Here is a 19657-nt window from a genome sequence, read left to right on the forward strand (position 1 = left end):
ATTTTACTTTTCTAAGATATTGGGGATTACCTTAAAAAAATATTGTTCATATCTATTGTTCGATCTTTACAATCGACATTTTGTTATTATATGCTTTAGTTCCTTTTTGTTTCTGTGCTTGATTGGCTTGATCAATACTATCAAACTTTTCATGATAGATGTAATATTTACTCGTATTAACATCATGGAAGAAATTGATATTCCTTAGACCTGAAGCCACGGCTTTTCTTAAAAATTCATCTCTTTTTTCTGTGTCACTGTGTACAGCAAGAATCATATAGAATCCGTTATCAACATTTTGAACATTTTTCAAAATTTCGATATTACCACTTCGGGTTTCACCAAAATCAAAGTCGTCTTTTGTTAGAGGTGTGTCACTCAATGGCGTATTCTCTCGGATATATTTTAATGTTGACTTATCTTGAGCCAATCTATCTTCTTCATTTTTATAGGCAGCACGCTTAATTCGTCGTTTACGCTCATAATCTGTAGCGATCTTGATTTCAACTAGTTTGGCTTCTAAATCAGACTTTGTTTTTAGGGCAACCGCTTGTTCAGCTTTTAATTCTTTAATAGTTTTTCTATAGAACAGATTCACTTCATCCATTTCTATCGTATCAATTTGCTGGCGTTGCTCATAAAGCTCTTCCAGTTCTTTAATTTTCGCACTTCGTTCACTGATAGCCGTTTCCAAATCTGTTTTGATAGCTTCAAGCTTTCTATTTTCTTCCGAAAGACTCTTGAATGGTTTAGGCTCCATATAAATACCTTGTTCACTCAAATCGTTTTCCTCTTTTAAGTCTTTCAAGTCTTGGTTCTTACTATCTACTACATCTTGTAGTCTCGCTAATAAATCAGCTTGTGTTTTCTTTGAATCTTCTGTTGATTGTGCTAATTCGTTCATAGATATACCAAGTACATCCGTTGCATTTGGAAGGACATCTTCATTTTCTGCCAATCTAGCCTGTTCTTCAGCTTCCTGTTGCGCTTTGGCTTCAGCGGCCAATCTAGCCTGTTCTTCGGCTTCTTGTTGCGCTTTGGCTTCAGCCGCTAATCTAGCCTGTTCTTGAGCTTCCTGTTGTGCTTTGGCTTCTGCAGCTAATCTAGCCTGTTCTTGAGCTTCCTGTTGTGCTTTGGCTTCAGCAGCTAATCTAGCCTGTTCTTGAGCTTCTTGTTGAGCTTTGGCTTCAGCCGCTAATCTAGCCTGTTCTTGAGCTTCTTGTTGCGCTTTGGCTTCAGCCGCTAATCTAGCCTGTTCTTGAGCTTCTTGTTGCGCTTTGGCTTCAGCAGCTAATCTAGCCTGTTCTTGAGCTTCTTGTTGCGCTTTGGCTTCAGCCGCTAATCTAGCCTGTTCTTGAGCTTCTTGTTGTGCTTTAGCTTCAGCAGCCAATCTAGCTTGTTCTTCAGCTTCTTGTTGCGCTTTGGCTTCAGCCGCTAATCTAGCCTGTTCTTGAGCTTCTTGTTGCGCTTTGGCTTCAGCAGCTAATCTAGCCTGCTCTTGAGCTTCCTGTTGCGCTTTGGCTTCAACTGCCAGTCTTGATTGTTCTTTTGCTTGCTCTGAAGCTCTTCTATTAGCTTCGGCTTTCGTATTGGTTGGTTTAGCCGTGTTTTTCTTCTTTGTAGGAGTAATTAAAGCACTAACATCGTCCTCACGGCTGTAATCGTAGCGTTCTCTATTGTTGAACTTATAAGCCAAGGTTAGTTCATGGGCACTACCAAAATTTGATAAATCACCCATAGCTTTTTCATAATTATATTCTACAGAGATGTTTTTTGTGATATTCAATCCAACACCGCCATGAACCCCATATAGGGTATTGTAACCAGCTTGAGCCCAAATTCCCAAAGGAATTGTTAGCATGGCTGTTCCGGAGAAAACGGTATTGTCATCCTTAAATTGCGCAATAACTCTTCCAGTGAATTTACTTTCGTCGAGGAAACTGTTGCTGTACATATAACCTGTGTACATAATATGTCCTTGAATACTTTGTTCCGGATCTTCCTTAAAAAGTTCAGATGTACTAAAATTGTATAGAATGGCATTTTGTACTGAAATACCAAAATCCAAAAACGCTGTACCATAATTGATACCTGGGCTAACGCTCAATAAAAAATTGGAAGGTATATTGTTTAATGAAGGGTCAGCTTCATTGGTAACTACACGTCCATTGTTAATGCCGCTAGAGTAGGCGCCAACATTAATACCAAAGGTTAAATTGCTATCTGTGTTTAATTGTGCGTTATAGGCAAAGTTTAAAATACCACCAAAAGTCGTTAGCACACCATAGTTCTGTTGGAACAGACTAACACCAGCTCCAATATTTTCTCTAAATCTTCCGGAATAACCAGCAAAATAGGTAAGTGGCGCATCATCAAATTGCATCCATTCCCTCTTATTGGTAATGTTTATGTATTTATTTTGTTGTCTTACAAAACTAAACGTTGGATTAACAGCAAACTGATTGTAGGTTAAGGAGTTTCTTGCGGGTAGGGCAAGTGAAACCACACCATCCTCTTGTTGAGAATAGAACAACTGTGTTATACAGAAAAATAATATGGTTAACACTATGGCTTTCATGCTATTTGATGACCGTTATAGATCCTTTTTTTGTTTTGTTATCAGCTGTTGTTATGATGTAATAGAATACTTGGTTGATATTGGTTAAATTCAATTGGTCTTGAGGCCAATTGTTTAAATAGTTGTTAGTTTTTAAAACGACTTTCCCTTGGCTTGTCATTATCGTTACATCGGTGTTTGTTCCACTGACATATTGTGGTGGAATAACCCAAGTGTCATTGATATTATCGCCATTAGGGCTAATCATGTTTGGTATTTTATCAACTTCTGGGAACGGATCAACAGGTTCATTGATTGAAAAATTAAATTCCCTGGTTCCTTCACATCCAGTGTTTTCAGTTACAATCACCATATAATCACCATATTGATTGGCTTCGTAAGTATCACCAGTTGCGTTAGAGATCAAAGCACCATTTAAAAACCATTGATAATCCGGATTCGTAGCTGAAGAACTAATAATTACTGTTAAGGTTTCATCTGTTTCAATGGTATTCTCTTCCTCAACATTAATGGAAGCATCAAATAATTCGCTTAATAGATCAATAGAACCAGAAGCCGAACACGCTCCTAAATCAACCTGAACAGCATAAGATCCAGATTCATCGGTTTGATACATTTGATTTGTGGCATTTGGAATGGCATTTCCATCTTTATACCATTGATAGCTTACACCACTGATAGTACTCAAGGTTGTCATACCTTGATCTGGACAAAACGGGTTGCCAAGACTTGAGTTTATTGTAGCATTGGCTTGACCGGAAGTCACTTCGGTTATGGTCACACGGTTAGAAAATGAATTGGATGTACAAGTACCATAGTTGGTTTCCACAAAATAGGTACCTTCTTCTGTAACTTCTAATGTTTCGCCTTCGGAAACAAAAACAGAAGTAGTCTGACTTGTTTCTTTAAACCAGTTAAACGTTAATGACGGATAGTTTAAAGGAGAATCATTATCACCAGTTCCTGGGTTATCTATAGTTAACAAGTAGCTTCCACCTGAACAATAAGCACCAGTAGAAACCAAATTGTTAATAGTAAAAGGGCTATCTTGAATTTTATAATAAGCTGCAAATGCTACGGATCGAGCACTGGTAGCAGCAGGAGCTGTACTTTTTATTCTAATTTTATAACCTTCTCCAGCGGTAGTTGTTGGTATTGAAAAACTTAAGGTAGCTGGTGATGTGGTTACCGTTCCTGGATTTGAAGTCAATACAATGGTAGGGTTTGTGAAATCGCCAAATTCATCTGACATTTCAATAATGAATTGATTAGATGCCTCTAAATTTGCTTCTGGTGAAAACACAAAAGTTGTGTTATAATTGTTAAATGATGCACTCGCACAAGCTTGACTAAAACCTAAATTTGGCGTACCAATAACTATTTGTCCGTTTATCTTTATTGAAATAAAAAAGATAAACAAACAAAAAGATACGATACGATTTTTTTTAAGAGTAGTTTTAAGCATCAATATAACTTGTTTTGATTTTTATTAATTTAATTAAAGCTCAAGAGAAGTATATGTTGAATATACTCCCGCTTTAACTTTATTACTTAATCATTTGAAGCAATGATTTTGTTTATTCGAAGTCTAAAGTCCGGGCGCTTGCCATTCTTTAAATCAATAAAGGTTTCTTTATCATCACCTTTAGAGTAAACGTTTCTAAAGATGCTGTTGCCATACCAGTTTTCTAAATCATCGTTATTGGACTGTCCTTTAGTGAATATATTGCCGTTACAATTGTTGAAATACATTTCACGAAAATTTAATCGTTCTAAATTTTTACTATTAATATAAATTTTGTCGTCCAAAATCACAGCAGGATTGAATCCTGAAATAACGGTTTTATTTAAGGTAACAGAAGTTTCTGGAGCAATGTATATAGCTTCTTTAACCAATCCGATACTCATGTCATACTTTAAGTCTTCAGTCACATTAACTAATGTCATATTTTCAGCATCAACAAAAGTTCCTTTTTGTGTCAAATCTGTTTCATCTTTGTTTTCATAAGATGCTATGTACATACATTTAGAACCATCAGAACTTGATATGTATGGAGATCGAATGGCCAAGGAATTTGTTATTTTACATTGTGCACCATGATTAAATTCATAATCATTTCTGTTAGATCTGTATGATACCATTTTATCCAATTTTACATCACCACCAATCACATTAAATGAGTTTCCTTGGCAGTAACTGACCATAACATTTTCAATTGTTGTTTTGTGGCCAACACCAGCCAAGGTCAATCCATTAAAGTAACCGTATTCTTTAGTTCTTTTTCCGGCATACTCTATGCGAACATATTTTAAAATGCCTGAATTGCTTTCTGGACAATCGCCACCATAACTAATATTTTGGTATGAGGATGGTCGTAATCCGAAGTCTATTGCGGCTTCATTTCCAAACTTATTGGTAGGTGCATCCCCTAAAATGAATATACCACCCCAATCGCCTTGTTTTTTAACTCCTCGATTGGATGTGAAGATGATAGGATCAGTTTCCAATCCTTCGGCAATAATTTTTGAACCATTACTAATGGTTAAAGTACCATTGGTTTTAAAGTCACCAATGATAACAGTACCTGGTTCAATGGTTAATGTGGTACTATCTGTAACAAAAACATTGCCTAGAAGTAAATATGTATTTTTCTTAAGTAATTTAGTGTCTTCGGAAATATTGCCACTTAATATTTGTGTTGGTTCTCCATAATCAACTTTATTGGGTTGGAATTCAGTCCATGAATTTAACCAGTTGTTGTAACCAATGATTCCTTTTTCTTGCTGACCAAACACAGTATTGCAAGTCAGCACAAACAAGCATAATAATAGTGTATAGTTTTTCATAATAAGTAGGTTTTGTTCAATTGTTGGGTTTATCATAATATTAGTGCCAAACATAACAAAAAACTCCTTGAAAGACAAAAAATATCGATAAAATGCAAAAAAAGTGTATTTTAAGTAAGATTAATACTACATTTAGTTAAATGGTTTTATCTAATTCTACATTACTAATTAAAAATTTAATGAATCTTAACTAATATTTGCTGTCAGATAGTATTTGAAAAGTGTAATGTTATATGTTTTTCTGATACTCAAAATCTTGAATATTTTGAATAAAAAAATCCCTGATTAAAAAATCAGGGATATTAATTATACTAAACTAAATAGTTTTTCAAGTAATTTAATACTGATTAAACTCGTTGTAAGTATGCAAAGATTTTAAAGTTTGCTCATAATATAATATGGCTGCAATTAAATTTGACTTATCAGAATAGGGTAAAATTTTGGTTTGGAATTCTATCGTATTCTCGAAATAGTCACTAGCTGCTTTTTTGTTTTCTTCTAGTGCTTTTCTGTGATCCTTTGTGTCTGGGATACCAAGGTCAGTAATCGTGACGCCTGGTTTATTTGTAAAGGCTATATTGGGAAGAATCTTAACGATTACTTCAATTCGCTCAATATAAAGTTCTAATAGCTGACCTTTATTCATTTGGTCTAGCTCATCGCGATCGTGATATTTTTTAATTGACACGCCTTGGCTAATGATACCTTGGGACGCATCTTTGTTTTGGGAAAAAATAGTGCTAGTAGTCAGAAAAAAAATAGCACAAAAAACCAGTAGTTTAGTTTTCATATTAACATTATTTTAGTTGTTCCTATGTGGCAAATCTATACAAATTATTAAAAAAAACAACTGATTTTTTAATTTTTTACACAATAAAGTGTACAATTTTTACGACAAAATACACTTTTTATAGTAAAATTCTTACTTTTTTATTGTTTTTTAGAAATATTGCCAAACGCCTGAATTACTGTTAAAAATGAAATATATTTGTATGGAAAACAAACCACTTCATGACTAAAGACCATTATCAAAACACATATATTAATAGAGAGGTCAGTTGGCTACAATTTAATGCCAGAGTTTTGCAGGAAGCAGATGATGAAACAGTACCACTCATTGAAAGATTACGGTTTCTTGGTATTTTTTCTAACAATTTAGATGAATTTTTTAAGGTTCGTTATGCCACTGTAAAGCGGATTGTTGAAGCTGGGAAAGGTGGAAAAAGTGAGCTTGGAGGTATAAAATCGGATGAGTTATTGGATATCATTACCCAAATCGTCATCAAACAGCAGAGTGATAGTTTGGAGATATTAAGTAAAATCCACAAAAAACTCGAGCGGGAACAAATCTATATTATTGATGAGAATCAAGTTCAACCTGAACAACATGATTTTATAAAAAACTACTTTATCCAAAAAGTTAGTCCTGCTTTGGTAACCATTGTGTTGAGTGAAACGGTTGATTTACCAAATCTTAAGGACAGTGCAGCCTATTTAGCGGTTAAATTAGAATTAAAGAATCAAGAAAAACAATATGCACTAATTGAGATTTCCAAAACTATGGATCGTTTCGTGGTTTTACCAGAATCTGATGGCAAGAGTTATATCATGATGCTTGATGATTTATTGCGGTATTGCTTGCACGATATCTTTAACATTTTTGATTTTACAAGCATTACTGCTCATATGATCAAGATTACCCGTGATGGTGAGTTGGATTTGGAAAGTGATTTGAGTAAGAGTTTCATTGAAAAAATATCGGATAGTGTTAAGCATAGACAAATTGGTGAACCAGTGCGCTTTGTTTATGATAAAACCATAGATAAGGAAACCCTCTCTTTTTTGATGGGTAAAATGGGTATTGAGTCTACAGATAGTATTATTCCAGGTGGCCGTTATCATAATCGTAGAGATTATATGGATTTCCCGAGTTTGGGCAGAACGGATTTATTGTATGATAAAATTGACCCGTTACCTGTGAAGGGGTTAAGTCTTGAAAAGAGCATCTTTTCTACGATAGGTCAAAAAGATTATATGATTCACACACCCTATCACACCTTTTCTTATGTTGTTAAGTTTTTACGGGAAGCCGCATTAGATCCTAAAGTTATCTCAATTAAAATAACGATATATCGTTTGGCTCAAATATCACATGTGGCTAGTTCCCTTATTAATGCTGCCAAAAACGGTAAAAAAGTCACGGTTTCTATTGAAATTCAGGCGCGATTCGATGAACAAGCCAATATTGATTATGCAGAGCAAATGCAGCAAGAAGGTGTGAAGTTGTTTTTTGGAGTGCAAGGCCTTAAGGTTCACAGTAAAATGTGTGTAATCGAAAGAGAAGAAGATGAAAAAATCAGACGTTATGGATTTATAAGCACGGGTAATTTTAATGAATCGACTGCTAAAGTTTACACGGACTATACGCTATTTACAGCCGATCAAAAAATACTCAAAGACATCAATAAAGTATTCAACTTTTTTGAAACCAATTATCGAATTTTTAGGTATAAACACATAATTACATCGCCACATTATACCGAAAAGGCATTATTTAAATTAATAGATGCTGAAATTATTAAGGTGAAGCTGGGAAAACCAGCAGGTATTCGTCTTAAAATGAATAGCCTTTCCAGTTACAAAATGGTTGATAAGCTATATGAAGCCAGTAGGGCTGGAGTAAAAATTAAAATGGTTGTTCGAGGGATATGTTGTTTAATTCCTGGCGTACCAGGAATGAGCGAAAATATTGAAGCTATTAGTATTGTAGACAAGTTTTTAGAACATTCCCGCCTGTATATTTTTGGAGAGGACAGCGACTCCAAAGTATATATATCATCAGCAGATTGGATGACTCGAAATATTGAAAATAGGGTAGAGGTTAGTTGTCCAATTTATGATGGGGAAATCAAACAAGAATTGATAGATAATTTTAATATTTGTTGGAGCGCTAACGTTAAAGCACGAATATTAAACGATACCCAAAATAATGAGTATAAAAAACGAAGAAAGCCAATTGTTCGTGCGCAGTTTGCTACTTATGAATATTATCTAAAAAAATTAAAGGAATAAATGCTCGTAATCAAGAAATATGCAGCAATAGATATTGGTTCCAATGCCATTAGATTATTGATTGCTAATATTATTGAAGAAAAAGGAAAACCCGTAAAGTTCAAGAAAAGTTCTTTGGTTCGGGTTCCTATTCGTTTGGGAGCTGATGTCTTTTTAAAGGGAAAAATATCGTCTGCTAACAAAGAGCGCATGTTGGATGCCATGGAGGCATTTAAATTGTTGATGAAATCCCATAAGGTTGAAAAATATAAAGCTTGTGCCACTTCTGCTATGCGTGAAGCATCCAATGGAGAAAAATTTGCGGAAGAAGTTCTCAATAAGACCAATATCAGGATAGATATTATTGGAGGTGAAGAGGAAGCCGCAATCATAGCAGCAACTGATCTTCATTCATACATTGATGAGAACAAAACCTATCTTTATGTAGATGTTGGTGGAGGAAGTACCGAGTTTACAGTTATTCATAATGCTAGATCGGTTGTATCTCGATCGTTTAAAATAGGTACTGTTCGTTTGCTGAATGATATTGTTAAAAAGGAAACTTGGAACGAACTGGAAGAATGGATAAAGGACAACACCTTTGAATATGATAAAATAGATGTTATTGGATCGGGTGGTAACATCAATAAAATATTTAAGATTTCTGGTAAGGCATTAGGTAAACCATTGACTTATTTCTATTTGACATCCTATTACAATATGCTGCAATCCTATTCCTATGAAGAGCGTATTACCGAATTGGATTTAAATCAAGATAGGGCCGATGTTATTATTCCAGCTACAAGAATTTACTTGTCTGCTATGAAGTGGAGTGGTGCCAAGGATATTTATGTTCCCAAAATTGGATTAGCCGATGGTATTATTAAAAGTATCTATTATGATACGGTTTCTAGTAATACACAGTAAAAATTTGACAGTTTGTCTTTTTAATATATAATATTTCACAAATTCAGTTATATTAGCCACAACTTAAATCAGTATAAACATACCTATTAAAATAAGTAATTATGAAAAAAAGAATACTTTTAATGGCCTTTGTGATGGTTACCGCAATTTCCTTTGCCCAGAATGCAAAGTATGGTATGCGTGTAGGCTATAATATTTCAAATTTAGATTTTGAACCAGATGCAACTTTTGATAATCAGCATAGAAATGGTTTTGCCATTGGTTTTTTTGGTGAATACGATCTATCAGCGTCTATTGCTTTAGCTCCAGAACTACAGTTTTCTGCTGAAGGTGCTAAAGATAGATCTTTGCGAGTTGATTACATTCAAGCACCTATCCTGTTTAAATTTAGATTGGGTAGTAAAATTTCTTTAGGTGCCGGACCATTGGTTGGTGTTAAAGTGCATGAGTTTGAAGATGGCTACAGAAACTTTGGTTTTTCAGGGGTTGGCGCATTTGAATTCATGGTTACTGATGAAATTTTTATAGATGCTAGATACCATTATGGTGTAACAAATATATTAGATGACAATCCTGCAGGATTGGAAGCCAAAAACACGAATATTCAAATAGGTATTGGTGTGAAAATCTAACTAATTAACTATTGTATAAAAGCTCCTATAATCTTTATTGATTATAGGAGTTTTTTATTTAACCATGTATAGTTTCTTTTTTACCCAAATCCTTCATGATTTCAGATTCGTATTCTAGAAGTTCCTGCCATTTTTGATCAACTTCCTTTCGATTGCCATATTGTCTGGCAAAACCTAAAAACATGGTATAGTGATTGGCTTCACTAACCATTAGTTTGCGATAAAATTCAGCCAATTCCTGATCTTCTAATTCTTCTGAAAGCAATCTAAAACGCTCGCAGCTTCTGGCTTCGATTAAAGCAGCATACAATAGTCTGTGAACCAATTGCGTCGTTCTGCTGCCACCTTTTGGAAAAAATTTGAGGAGCGCAATAACATAATCATCTTTTCTATCGCGACCCAATACCCAACCACGTTCAAGGATTTTGTCGTGTACCATTTTAAAATGACTGATTTCTTCCTTGACTAAAGCAGTCATTTCTTTCACCAAATCCGTGTATTCTGGAAACGACACAATTAATGAAATAGCTGTACTGGTTGCTTTTTGCTCACAATAAGCATGATCGGTAAGGATCTCTTCAATATTTTTTTCTACAATGTTAACCCAACGTGGGTCAGTGGGAAGTTTTAAACCAAGCATAATTAATGATAGAAATTGTTATTGTTTTCAACTAAATTAAATGTTGAAAATCCATTACTATTAATCGTTAATTCATAAAATAAACATTCGCTAGTATCGATTGTACAGAACGGAATGGTTATAGAAATACTATTATTTTCAATAGATTTATATTGATTAATAAATACCGAATTTAATTGATAATCTTTGAGTTCTTCAAATTTTAAATTATAACTCTTGAAAATAGATGTTTTATCAAATGTTTTATTAAATATCTCTTTAGAATTTTTATAAATTATAATTTTTGTTTTTCTCTCGCGATAGTATTCTTTGAAATGAATTGTATCCTTTTTACTTTCCTTTAATATACTATTTTTCATATCAGTAAAATATGAAATCTTGATTCTAAATCCATTACTTAAAGTTGTATCAATGAATGTTTCAGTATATTTTTCAGGAATATATTTAATATTTTCGGAAAACGAATCCAATAATTTATTTTCCTGAAGAATTTCCTGTGGTGATTGATGCATACGTTCCTGGCCATCAGTACAAGCCCAAAACACCATTAAGAAGATAAAAGCAATAATGTACAACAGGTTTTTCATGAAATTAAATATCTAGTCCAAATGTCTTTTTCAAAACCGCTATGGCTGGATTTTTTTCTTTTAACTTTTCAAATTTCTCTTGAGCTGTGTACGCATACTGCTTTTCCATAACCTCGTTGACGGTAATAGAAAGACTGATGTCAAAGTTGTTGAGCTCTTTCCTGATAAATGCTAAAATATCATATTGTTGTCTTTCAACTTCTACTTTGTTGGTAGCGTTGGGAAATTCCAAGTTAATAACGGTGTCAGTTACTTTTGGAGTATCAATTGATAGAATGGAAGCCAAGTTAAACTGTCCTTTGTTTTCTATAATGGCAACATATTCTTTCCAAACTTTAATGAGTGCTTCTTCAGTAAAAGGATCTTTAGGAAGTTCTTCTTCATCCAAAACGACTTCCATTTGTTTAATTTGGTGTTCCTTCTTGGCTCTAATACTGCTTAAGGAAAGACCAGAAGTTGTTTTCTTTTTAACATCTAATGAAATTTTTGGGCGTTTCTCTAAAACGGCCGTTTCATTGCTGGAAGCGATTTCCAATTTTTCCTCTTCATTTTCGTAAGTAATATCGTCAGAAGACGTTTCTTTTTCTGGGGAGTTGTGATGTTCAATTTTTTCTTCTGGTATGGATACGGTTATAGGTTTAACGCCTATCTTTTTGAAATAGCTAGCAGGAATTATGAAGTTTTTGCTATTTTTTTTTTCTCCATCAAAATTGATAGAGGCTAACTGCATCAAGCAAAGTTCAACCAATAATCTTTGATTTTTACTATTCTTGTATTTTAAATCGCAGTCATTAGCCAGTTCAATGCCTTTTAAAAGGAAGGCTTGAGAAGCCAGTTTGCTTTGCACCAAATATTTTTCTTTTGTTTCATCACCAACTTCCAATAATTCTATCGTTTCATTATTTTGGCAGACCAACAAATCTCTAAAATGAGATGCCAAGCCAGCAATGTAATGATGGCCATCGAAGCCTTTTGCAAGAATACTATTAAATTGAATCAATAGCTCTGGAATCTTGTTTCCAAGAATTAAATCGGTACTCTTGAAATAGGTTTCATAATCCAGTACATTCAAATTTTCAGTAACGGCCTGACGCGTTAAGTTTTTACCTGAAAAACTAACAACCCTATCAAAAATGGAAAGCGCGTCACGCATGGCACCATCAGCTTTTTGAGCTATAATGTGTAGTGCATCGTCTTCAGCTTGAATGCCTTGTTCTTCAGCAATATATTTTAGGTATTCCTTGGCATCTTTAACCGTAATCCGTTTAAAATCGAATATTTGACAACGTGATAAAATAGTTGGTATTATTTTATGCTTTTCAGTAGTAGCCAAAATAAAAATACAATGTTTAGGAGGCTCCTCCAAGGTTTTTAAAAAGGCATTGAATGCAGCTTGAGACAGCATATGGACCTCATCTATAATATAGACTTTGTATTTTCCTATTTGAGGCGGAATTCTAACCTGATCAGTTAAATTCCTAATATCATCAACAGAATTATTGGATGCCGCATCGAGCTCAAAAATATTAAATGCAAAATCTTCATCACCAGTTTCATTACCTTCACTATTAATCATTTTTGCCAAAATTCGTGCACAGGTTGTTTTACCCACACCACGTGGTCCTGTAAATAACAATGCTTGGGCTAAATGATTGTTTTCAATGGCATTTAATAGGGTATTCGTAATAGCCTGCTGACCAACAACATCCTTGAATGTTTGTGGTCTGTATTTTCTTGCTGATACTACAAAATGTTCCATTAAAATTTGTTAGAATAACAAAAATATAAAATACAATCAGAATTAAGAATTCAGAAGTCTTAATTTGAAAGTAGTTATTAACAATTATTGAATTACTTTTGTGGTGAGTAAATCGCCTTATCGCTGTTACGTTTTGGCGTAATGGAGGAAAGTCCGAACACCGTAGTGCAGTCATAGTGGTTAACGACCATCAACCGTGAGGTTAGGAAAAGTGCAACAGAAAGCAAGTACAGGTTAAGCTGTAGTGAAATCAGGTAAACTCTATGAGGTGCAATGTCATGTATACCAACGCTTGAGTGCGGCACGTGCGATTGTTGGAGGGTAGGCAGCTAGAGTGTATTGGTAACAATGCATCCAGATAAATGATAAGGATTTTCTTTTTTAAATTGTTCTAATTTTTTTAGAATTCTTTTCTAAAAAGAAAAGTACAGAATTCGGCTTATAGATTTGCTACTAAATAAACGCGAGCGGTATTAACCGCTCGCGTTACTTAATTATTGAGGATATCATTAGTCAAAGGCATGATATTCAAATTTTTGGCCACCAACAGAGGCTTCTGCCATAAGACCACCTTTGGTATGGGTAAATACTGCTACACCGTCAGTGTATTTTGCATCTAATGATACACCTGATTTAACAGCAGTCGCAGAGATACCAGCATCAAACTGATAATTACCTTCTTTAAATTTATCAATATCACTTTTCTTTTCAAAGAATATAATTTCTATTAATGCTTGGCCACCTGCTTGAAGACCTACATTGACTTCTTTTAGACTTGCCATTCCAGTTTGCTTTCCATATTCATACACAACGCCATTTCCAGAAGCACCACCGAGTATGAACCCGCCTTTGCCTACATTAGGAAATATGACACAACCTGCAGATTTATCAAAGTAACTCCTTAAACTAGGGTTTACTTCAAGTAGTGTTTTTACAGCTTTATCAGCATCGTCAATAATCTTTTGATCTTTTTCTGACTGTCCATATGTTGTAATTGCTAAAAGACCTAATGCAAAAACAAGCATAATTTTTTTTAAATGAAACATATATGAAGGATTTATGGATTAATATCCATTAAAGTTACTAAAAATAAAATTTGTTTTTGGCTTAAAAAATCCAAAGTCTATATAACCATGTTACTCAAACTAGAGGAACCTCTAAAATAAATAAAATTATTATTTTGGAGGTGCAATTCCTAACTGATTGTATAATGTTAAGTTGTCATAATAAGCGTCTTCACTAATAAACTGCCCATCATTGTTTAGTGTCCAAACACTAAAACCATGGGATTTCATTTTTTTACCAGTGGGAGCATTACCCATAAATTCACCTTTATGAGTGCCAGTTACCGTCCAATTGATGAAGATTTTATTTCCACTTACGGCGGAATCATCAACTTCCACTGTAAAATCAGGAAAAGCAGTCACAAAAGTTTTCATGAACCCTTCATACTCATTAATGTTGTTCACTTCAACAGTACCATTAGATGAGCGTTTTAAATTCTCAACCGATAAAGATTTAAGATTACTAATATCATGAGCATTCCAGCCTTCTACTACTTTGTTTATTTTGTGAGTATGCTCACCGCCTGCTCCTTGAAGGGCTAAAACAATTTCTGTAGGATCCCACATGCCAACCTCTCTAACAATTTTGCCATTTAAAAAACGATAAGTGAGGTGAATAGGTATTATGACTTCTTTATCGTTTACTTTTAAGGTTCCTTTCCAATCTAACCAGCAATTAACCCATACTTCACCATCATCTGTTTTGACCATTTCATACTCTTGGTCCTTGTCCATGAATCCTCTTTGGGAGTAATTAGCATCATTGGCTTCATGATAGACGATAACATCTTTTGGAGATAAACCATCACCATTTGAATTGTAGAATGTTTTTGATGTATCAGCATACAATGTTAAGTCATATGTCTTATTGTTATAATTCTTGATAAGCTCTTTTACTCTGTCAATTTCTGGTGATTGCTGCGTATAACGGTCATTATTATTTTGACAGGATGAAAAAAATAGTATAAAACAGCAAATTATAAAAGCATTTTTCATGGAAATTAGTTTTTAGGTTGATAACTCAAATCTGGTCTTAAACGACCTTCAACTTTATCATATCTGGTAGTTAATTGAATAACCTTGAAAAAAGTGGCTTGATCTTCGTCAGTAAATGCTTCATCATTGATCTTACCATTTTGAGCAATTTCTAAACCATCTTTTCCAGAAATAGATACCATGTAATAGCTTTCTGGACTTCCGAAGCCACTATGATATACACTATAACCATTGGCTATATTTCGCTTTTTAAACATATCATGAATTTCAGTCATGCCTTCTTTCATAGCTTCAGCATTTTTAGGAGCATAATATAAAAAATGATATTCACGATGGTTTTTTCCTGCCATTGATCCTTCAGATTCTGGATGATAAGACATTTTTGGTAAATAATGAACAATGGTATTTCCATGAGAATCATAGCATTCGTTCATTTTATCAAACATGGCATCAGCAGCTTCTTCTCCCATTTTTTCATAGAGACCAGCCATGATGTTTTTATCTAAATCGGCCATATTTTCTATAGCAGACACATAAACATAACGACCATCTTCAATGCTTAACGCTGTCCAACTGACATCAGGAATATTGTATTTTTCAAAATTACTTTTAAGTTCTTTGGCAGCTTCCTCATATTGCATCATTTTATCAAACTTAACATTATCTGTATGCACAGTAAACATGGTTGGTTGTTTGTCTTGTGCTGATAAACTGAATACTACAAACAAGGCAATGAGTTGGGCAAAAATCCCTCTTTTAAAATTTTTCATAATTATTGGTTTTGGTTAGTAAAAAATGTTGATTAATAGTCATAAACTACCATAACCAAAACAAGTATGTTCTGTGGAAAAGGGGAAAAATTAATAGGTGCTATAATTTTTCTTTTTCAAAGGGAAATCTAAAGTACTGAAAAAAAACGAATTAGAGAAAATATCTTTCGGAAATTAATCAGTTTCGAAGAAACTGAACATATTGCCACCATAGCTTTTTGAATAGCTAAAGTTTGCTAACTGACTTAAATCGGTATGTTTTGAATGTTCTACAATTAACAAGCCATTCAGGTCTAATAATTCATTCTTAAAGACCAGTTCAGGTATTTTTGAGAAGTCTTCCAAAGAAAAATCATAAGGTGGATCAGCAAAAATAATATCAAAATTGCTTTTCGAAGATTCTAGGAATTTAAAGACATCACTTTTTATGGTATCTATAGGCATTTCAAACGCTTCTGCCGTTTCATTTATAAACTTAATACAACCATAGTTCTCATCAACAGAAATAATACTATGAGTGCCTCTTGAAGCAAATTCATAGCTTATATTACCAGTTCCAGCAAAAAGATCCAACACCGAAATTTCATCAAAGTAAAACCTATTGTTTAAAATATTGAACAAGGCTTCCTTTGCCATATCAGTCGTGGGACGAACGGGTAATTTTTTTGGCGCATTAATACGCCTGCCTTTAAATGTTCCTGAAATAATGCGCATTAAAAACTATGAATAATGGGGAAGTTAGAGTGATTGGTTATAGTAGGAGTTTTGAATTTGTAATCATCAAAACGGGTTCCGAAACTCACATGCCTGACATACTTGTATATAATATTGTAAATGTCATCATTCATGGTAATATTACCTAAAAGAATAATGTCAATTGTTTCAGGGCTTAAGTCTAATTGTTCTATTGTGAACAGCACATAATAAATAAAATCCTCTTTGGAATTATATTCAAATGTATTGTATAATACTAATTTTCCTTTAGACACTATAACAACATTAAAATGCGATTGTTCAACATGAACATACATTTTACTGTTGTGGGCATATTGTTCGGCTTCTAATATTTTTTCCAGAAGTATGGTTGAAATATGTTTATAGGAAAAAGTGCCAAATTTTTCATAGATGAAGTTATTAATGTTTACATAAGGCACATAGACATTGACGCTGTTGTTAACATGGATTTCATCAAAAGCGATAAAATCAGATTTTAAAATTTTGGAATTAAATTTTAAATAATCGGCTAAATGTGCTTCATCAAATAATTCTTTAGGGACTATAGTCGAAAGATCATTATCATGAACCACTAGAATATTTCCAAACGCTTGATTTAATTGCTCTTCAGACTCAAACTCTTTCACCAATAAATCCAATATTTTGAATGGAGTTGTTTTTTTGGTAGTTGGAACTCGTTTTAAAAAAGTAATGGTATTGCTATGTTTGTTTAAAACACAAAAAGAAAGTCCATTCAAACTGATTTGAATGGACAACTCTAAATTTTCGTTATTTTTTAATGTATTATTCGCTATCGCCATAGGTTTTTGGCCAGTTACCAGAGGTGCTAACTTCATTCATTGCTCCAACACGCAGCGCATCTCCATTTACAGCATCAACAGAAATTACTTCATTTTCCTGCAAAATAAGATCTCTATCTTGGTCGAATAAAATATCTGCTTTTTTAACATAAGCTTCAAATACTGGAATTTTAACTTCGTCTTCTTCCAAAAAGCCAGCATTCATTGTAAACTTCGTACCTTCCTTGGCAGTTGGTACATTCATCATTGTTTTATATCTGGTTGATGTTTTAAACAACGAATCTTTAACAGATTCAAAGCGTAAAGTATCTATAATAATACTATCCTTAAGAGTTTCAACACCACCATAACGTTTGGTCAATTCTTTGTCAACTACGGTAGTATCTCTACGTTGCGTAATGGTATATTGAGCAGTGTCAATAAATCTCACTAAATTGTCAAAATTGGAAGCAAACGTTCCAGTCACTTCTCTATGAGCCAATTGTGAATCTCTAATGTCAATTAAATTCTCAATAACTTTAGCGTAACGGGCATTTTTTACTTTGTTAAATTGAATAGGCTTGTAAATAGACATAAACGTTTGGTAGCCTAAAAAGAATATAAGTACCCAAAGTAAAATAGTTAAAATAGGCTTGAATTTTGATGGGATAAATTTATCCACTAACCATACCAAACCAATTGTAAGAAGTATAACAGCTACAACTATAAGGATTATTTTGAACATAGTGTTTAATTAATTTAATTAAGGATATACGCAAATCTACAATTTTTTTTTAATCGTAAAAGCCAATGCGACTAAAAATCATTCTTATCTTTGATGAAATTAAAAAATTGAATCTGCTTTAATGAATTCCAAAGAATTTTATTCACTTGTCAAACAGCAATTTCCATTCAAACCTACATTAAAGCAAGACATCGTTTTACTACAATTATCAGAATTTATTTTTAATAAAAACAATCGTGAACTGTATCTTTTAAAAGGTTATGCAGGAACTGGAAAAACGACTATAATTGGTACAATAGTGACCAACTTATGGAAAGCCAAAAAAAGTGCTGTTTTAATGGCGCCCACAGGAAGAGCGGCAAAAGTAATTTCAAATTATTCTGGTAAGGAAGCGTTTACCATTCACAAAAAAATTTATTTCCCAAAGAAAGAGAAAAGTGGTGGTGTGAAGTTTGTCCTGCAACCAAATAAGCATAAGGACACGTTGTTTATAGTTGATGAATCTTCCATGATTCCAGATACGCCTGGTGAGTCTAAATTATTTGAAAACGGTTCATTGTTGGATGATTTAATGCAGTATGTTTATTCAGGTCATAATTGCAAGTTATTATTGATTGGTGATACTGCTCAATTACCTCCAGTAAAATTGGATTTGAGTCCAGCTTTGGATGATAATACGTTGTCAATGCACTACAACAAAGATGTTACCAAAATGGAATTGGATGAAGTAGTCAGGCAAGAACAGGATTCAGGTATATTGTTAAATGCTACCAATATCCGAGAGGTTTTAACGGGAAGCGTATTTGATAATTTCCAGTTTCAACTGGATAGTTTTAAGGATATAGTCAGATTGATTGATGGCCATGAAATCATGGATGCCATTAACGGTGCTTACAGCGATTTGGGTAATGAGGAAACTGCTATAATTGTTCGAAGTAATAAGCGTGCCAATTTATACAACCAGCAGATAAGAAGTCGCATTTTATTTAACGAAAATGAGTTGTCTCCAGGGGATTATCTTATGGTTGTCAAGAACAATTATTTTTGGATAAAACCTACTACTGAAGCGGGATTTATTGCCAATGGCGATATTATTGAGGTTTTGGAAATATTCAATATTCTGGAATTATATGGTTTTCGATTTGCTGAAGTCAAAGTCAGAATGGTCGATTACCCAAGAATGCGTCCTTTCGAAACCGTTTTACTATTGGATACTATTTCTGCCGAAACACCATCGCTTTCTTATGATGAATCCAACAGGCTGTATCAGGAAGTTATGAAAGACTATGAGCATGAAAGTAGCAATTACAAAAAGTTTCTTGGGGTAAAGAACAATAATTATTTTAATGCCTTACAGGTAAAATTTTCATATGCCATAACTTGTCATAAATCTCAAGGAGGGCAGTGGCATACTGTCTTTGTTGAGCAGCCTTATTTACCAGAAGGCATAAATAGAGACTACTTGCGTTGGTTGTACACAGCGGTTACCAGAGCCAAGGAAAAATTGTACCTTATAGGTTTTAAAGACGACTTTTTTCTGAATTAAA

General features: G+C 33.8%; 17 protein-coding genes and 1 other RNA gene. 5 read left to right on the plus strand and 13 right to left on the minus strand.

Features of this window, described 5'->3' with window-relative positions; translation table 11 throughout:
* Nucleotides 1–52 precede the first annotated feature (52 nt).
* The 4 genes from ACKXGU_RS00025 to ACKXGU_RS00040 all read right to left on the minus strand — a co-directional run bounded on the left by ACKXGU_RS00025 (nt 53) and on the right by ACKXGU_RS00040 (nt 6215).
* Nucleotides 53–2578, minus strand: a complete 2526-nt coding sequence (locus tag ACKXGU_RS00025; RefSeq protein ID WP_463466038.1) for a PorP/SprF family type IX secretion system membrane protein — start codon at nt 2576–2578, stop codon at nt 53–55.
* A 1-nt stretch (nt 2579) separates the two neighbouring features.
* Nucleotides 2580–4043, minus strand: a complete 1464-nt coding sequence (locus ACKXGU_RS00030) for a T9SS type B sorting domain-containing protein (RefSeq protein ID WP_463466039.1) — start codon at nt 4041–4043, stop codon at nt 2580–2582.
* Between the two features lie 86 nt (nt 4044–4129).
* Entirely contained in the window at nt 4130–5425 is a 1296-nt protein-coding gene (locus tag ACKXGU_RS00035; protein ID WP_463466040.1) for a hypothetical protein, read from the minus strand.
* Between the two features lie 337 nt (nt 5426–5762).
* A complete protein-coding gene (locus ACKXGU_RS00040; protein ID WP_463466041.1) occupies nt 5763–6215 on the minus strand; it encodes a hypothetical protein in 453 nt (150 codons plus the stop codon).
* A 221-nt stretch (nt 6216–6436) separates the two neighbouring features.
* On the opposite strand from ACKXGU_RS00040, the gene ppk1 reads away from it, so the two are divergent.
* From ppk1 to ACKXGU_RS00055, 3 genes are all read left to right on the plus strand, one after another.
* Entirely contained in the window at nt 6437–8497 is a 2061-nt protein-coding gene (gene ppk1 / locus ACKXGU_RS00045; RefSeq protein ID WP_463466042.1) for a polyphosphate kinase 1, read from the plus strand.
* A complete protein-coding gene (locus ACKXGU_RS00050) occupies nt 8498–9403 on the plus strand; it encodes a Ppx/GppA phosphatase family protein (RefSeq protein ID WP_463466043.1) in 906 nt (301 codons plus the stop codon).
* 101 nt (nt 9404–9504) lie between these two features.
* Nucleotides 9505–10035 carry a porin family protein gene (locus ACKXGU_RS00055; RefSeq protein WP_463466044.1) on the plus strand — a complete coding sequence of 177 codons (531 nt, stop codon included), beginning with the start codon at nt 9505–9507 and terminating at the stop codon, nt 10033–10035.
* 58 nt (nt 10036–10093) lie between these two features.
* Here the strand turns inward: ACKXGU_RS00055 and ACKXGU_RS00060 are convergent, their stop codons facing one another.
* From ACKXGU_RS00060 to ACKXGU_RS00070, 3 genes are read right to left on the minus strand one after another with little or no spacing between them, the layout of a single operon-like run.
* Nucleotides 10094–10675: a MiaE family protein gene (locus ACKXGU_RS00060; protein WP_463466045.1), complete on the minus strand. Its 582-nt coding sequence runs from the start codon at nt 10673–10675 to the stop codon at nt 10094–10096.
* Nucleotides 10676–10677: 2 nt separating this feature from the next.
* Nucleotides 10678–11262: a hypothetical protein gene (locus tag ACKXGU_RS00065; protein ID WP_463466046.1), complete on the minus strand. Its 585-nt coding sequence runs from the start codon at nt 11260–11262 to the stop codon at nt 10678–10680.
* 4 nt (nt 11263–11266) lie between these two features.
* Nucleotides 11267–13021: a DNA polymerase III subunit gamma/tau gene (locus ACKXGU_RS00070; protein WP_463466047.1), complete on the minus strand. Its 1755-nt coding sequence runs from the start codon at nt 13019–13021 to the stop codon at nt 11267–11269.
* A 104-nt stretch (nt 13022–13125) separates the two neighbouring features.
* On the opposite strand from ACKXGU_RS00070, the gene rnpB reads away from it, so the two are divergent.
* Nucleotides 13126–13479, plus strand: an RNA gene (rnpB, locus tag ACKXGU_RS00075) — RNase P RNA component class A.
* A gap of 51 nt (nt 13480–13530) precedes the next feature.
* Here the strand turns inward: rnpB and ACKXGU_RS00080 are convergent.
* The 6 genes from ACKXGU_RS00080 to ACKXGU_RS00105 all read right to left on the minus strand — a co-directional run bounded on the left by ACKXGU_RS00080 (nt 13531) and on the right by ACKXGU_RS00105 (nt 18110).
* The gene (locus ACKXGU_RS00080; RefSeq protein ID WP_463466048.1) at nt 13531–14067 is read right to left on the minus strand and encodes a lipid-binding SYLF domain-containing protein; all 537 of its coding nucleotides are present in this window, start codon (nt 14065–14067) and stop codon (nt 13531–13533) included.
* Between the two features lie 129 nt (nt 14068–14196).
* Nucleotides 14197–15081 (minus strand): ester cyclase, encoded by an 885-nt coding sequence (locus tag ACKXGU_RS00085; protein WP_463466049.1) that lies wholly within the window; start codon nt 15079–15081, stop codon nt 14197–14199.
* 5 nt (nt 15082–15086) lie between these two features.
* On the minus strand, nt 15087–15851 hold the full coding sequence (locus ACKXGU_RS00090; protein ID WP_463466050.1) for a hypothetical protein: 765 nt from the start codon (nt 15849–15851) through the stop codon (nt 15087–15089).
* Nucleotides 15852–16025: 174 nt separating this feature from the next.
* Nucleotides 16026–16565, minus strand: coding sequence for an RsmD family RNA methyltransferase (locus ACKXGU_RS00095; RefSeq protein WP_463466051.1), 540 nt, complete (start codon nt 16563–16565; stop codon nt 16026–16028).
* On the minus strand, nt 16565–17422 hold the full coding sequence (locus ACKXGU_RS00100) for a DUF3822 family protein (protein WP_463466052.1): 858 nt from the start codon (nt 17420–17422) through the stop codon (nt 16565–16567). Before ACKXGU_RS00100 ends, ACKXGU_RS00095 begins: the two co-directional genes overlap by 1 nt.
* A complete protein-coding gene (locus ACKXGU_RS00105) occupies nt 17370–18110 on the minus strand; it encodes a hypothetical protein (protein WP_463466053.1) in 741 nt (246 codons plus the stop codon). Before ACKXGU_RS00105 ends, ACKXGU_RS00100 begins: the two co-directional genes overlap by 53 nt.
* A gap of 121 nt (nt 18111–18231) precedes the next feature.
* On the opposite strand from ACKXGU_RS00105, the gene ACKXGU_RS00110 reads away from it, so the two are divergent.
* Nucleotides 18232–19656, plus strand: a complete 1425-nt coding sequence (locus ACKXGU_RS00110; RefSeq protein WP_463466054.1) for an ATP-dependent DNA helicase — start codon at nt 18232–18234, stop codon at nt 19654–19656.
* The last annotated feature ends 1 nt before the right edge of the window (nt 19657 follow it).

The organism is Hanstruepera sp. CR43 (assembly GCF_055227665.1).

What these genes read in the sequence shown, in the direction of transcription:
- ACKXGU_RS00025 (WP_463466038.1), bottom strand. Translation starts at nt 2,578, where the DNA reads ATGAAAGCCATAGTGTTAACCATATTATTTTTCTGTATAACACAGTTG.
- ACKXGU_RS00030 (WP_463466039.1), bottom strand. Translation starts at nt 4,043, where the DNA reads ATGCTTAAAACTACTCTTAAAAAAAATCGTATCGTATCTTTTTGTTTG.
- ACKXGU_RS00035 (WP_463466040.1), bottom strand. Translation starts at nt 5,425, where the DNA reads ATGAAAAACTATACACTATTATTATGCTTGTTTGTGCTGACTTGCAAT.
- ACKXGU_RS00040 (WP_463466041.1), bottom strand. Translation starts at nt 6,215, where the DNA reads ATGAAAACTAAACTACTGGTTTTTTGTGCTATTTTTTTTCTGACTACT.
- ppk1 (WP_463466042.1), top strand. Translation starts at nt 6,437, where the DNA reads ATGACTAAAGACCATTATCAAAACACATATATTAATAGAGAGGTCAGT.
- ACKXGU_RS00050 (WP_463466043.1), top strand. Translation starts at nt 8,498, where the DNA reads ATGCTCGTAATCAAGAAATATGCAGCAATAGATATTGGTTCCAATGCC.
- ACKXGU_RS00055 (WP_463466044.1), top strand. Translation starts at nt 9,505, where the DNA reads ATGAAAAAAAGAATACTTTTAATGGCCTTTGTGATGGTTACCGCAATT.
- ACKXGU_RS00060 (WP_463466045.1), bottom strand. Translation starts at nt 10,675, where the DNA reads ATGCTTGGTTTAAAACTTCCCACTGACCCACGTTGGGTTAACATTGTA.
- ACKXGU_RS00065 (WP_463466046.1), bottom strand. Translation starts at nt 11,262, where the DNA reads ATGAAAAACCTGTTGTACATTATTGCTTTTATCTTCTTAATGGTGTTT.
- ACKXGU_RS00070 (WP_463466047.1), bottom strand. Translation starts at nt 13,021, where the DNA reads ATGGAACATTTTGTAGTATCAGCAAGAAAATACAGACCACAAACATTC.
- ACKXGU_RS00080 (WP_463466048.1), bottom strand. Translation starts at nt 14,067, where the DNA reads ATGTTTCATTTAAAAAAAATTATGCTTGTTTTTGCATTAGGTCTTTTA.
- ACKXGU_RS00085 (WP_463466049.1), bottom strand. Translation starts at nt 15,081, where the DNA reads ATGAAAAATGCTTTTATAATTTGCTGTTTTATACTATTTTTTTCATCC.
- ACKXGU_RS00090 (WP_463466050.1), bottom strand. Translation starts at nt 15,851, where the DNA reads ATGAAAAATTTTAAAAGAGGGATTTTTGCCCAACTCATTGCCTTGTTT.
- ACKXGU_RS00095 (WP_463466051.1), bottom strand. Translation starts at nt 16,565, where the DNA reads ATGCGCATTATTTCAGGAACATTTAAAGGCAGGCGTATTAATGCGCCA.
- ACKXGU_RS00100 (WP_463466052.1), bottom strand. Translation starts at nt 17,422, where the DNA reads ATGAAGTTAGCACCTCTGGTAACTGGCCAAAAACCTATGGCGATAGCG.
- ACKXGU_RS00105 (WP_463466053.1), bottom strand. Translation starts at nt 18,110, where the DNA reads ATGTTCAAAATAATCCTTATAGTTGTAGCTGTTATACTTCTTACAATT.
- ACKXGU_RS00110 (WP_463466054.1), top strand. Translation starts at nt 18,232, where the DNA reads ATGAATTCCAAAGAATTTTATTCACTTGTCAAACAGCAATTTCCATTC.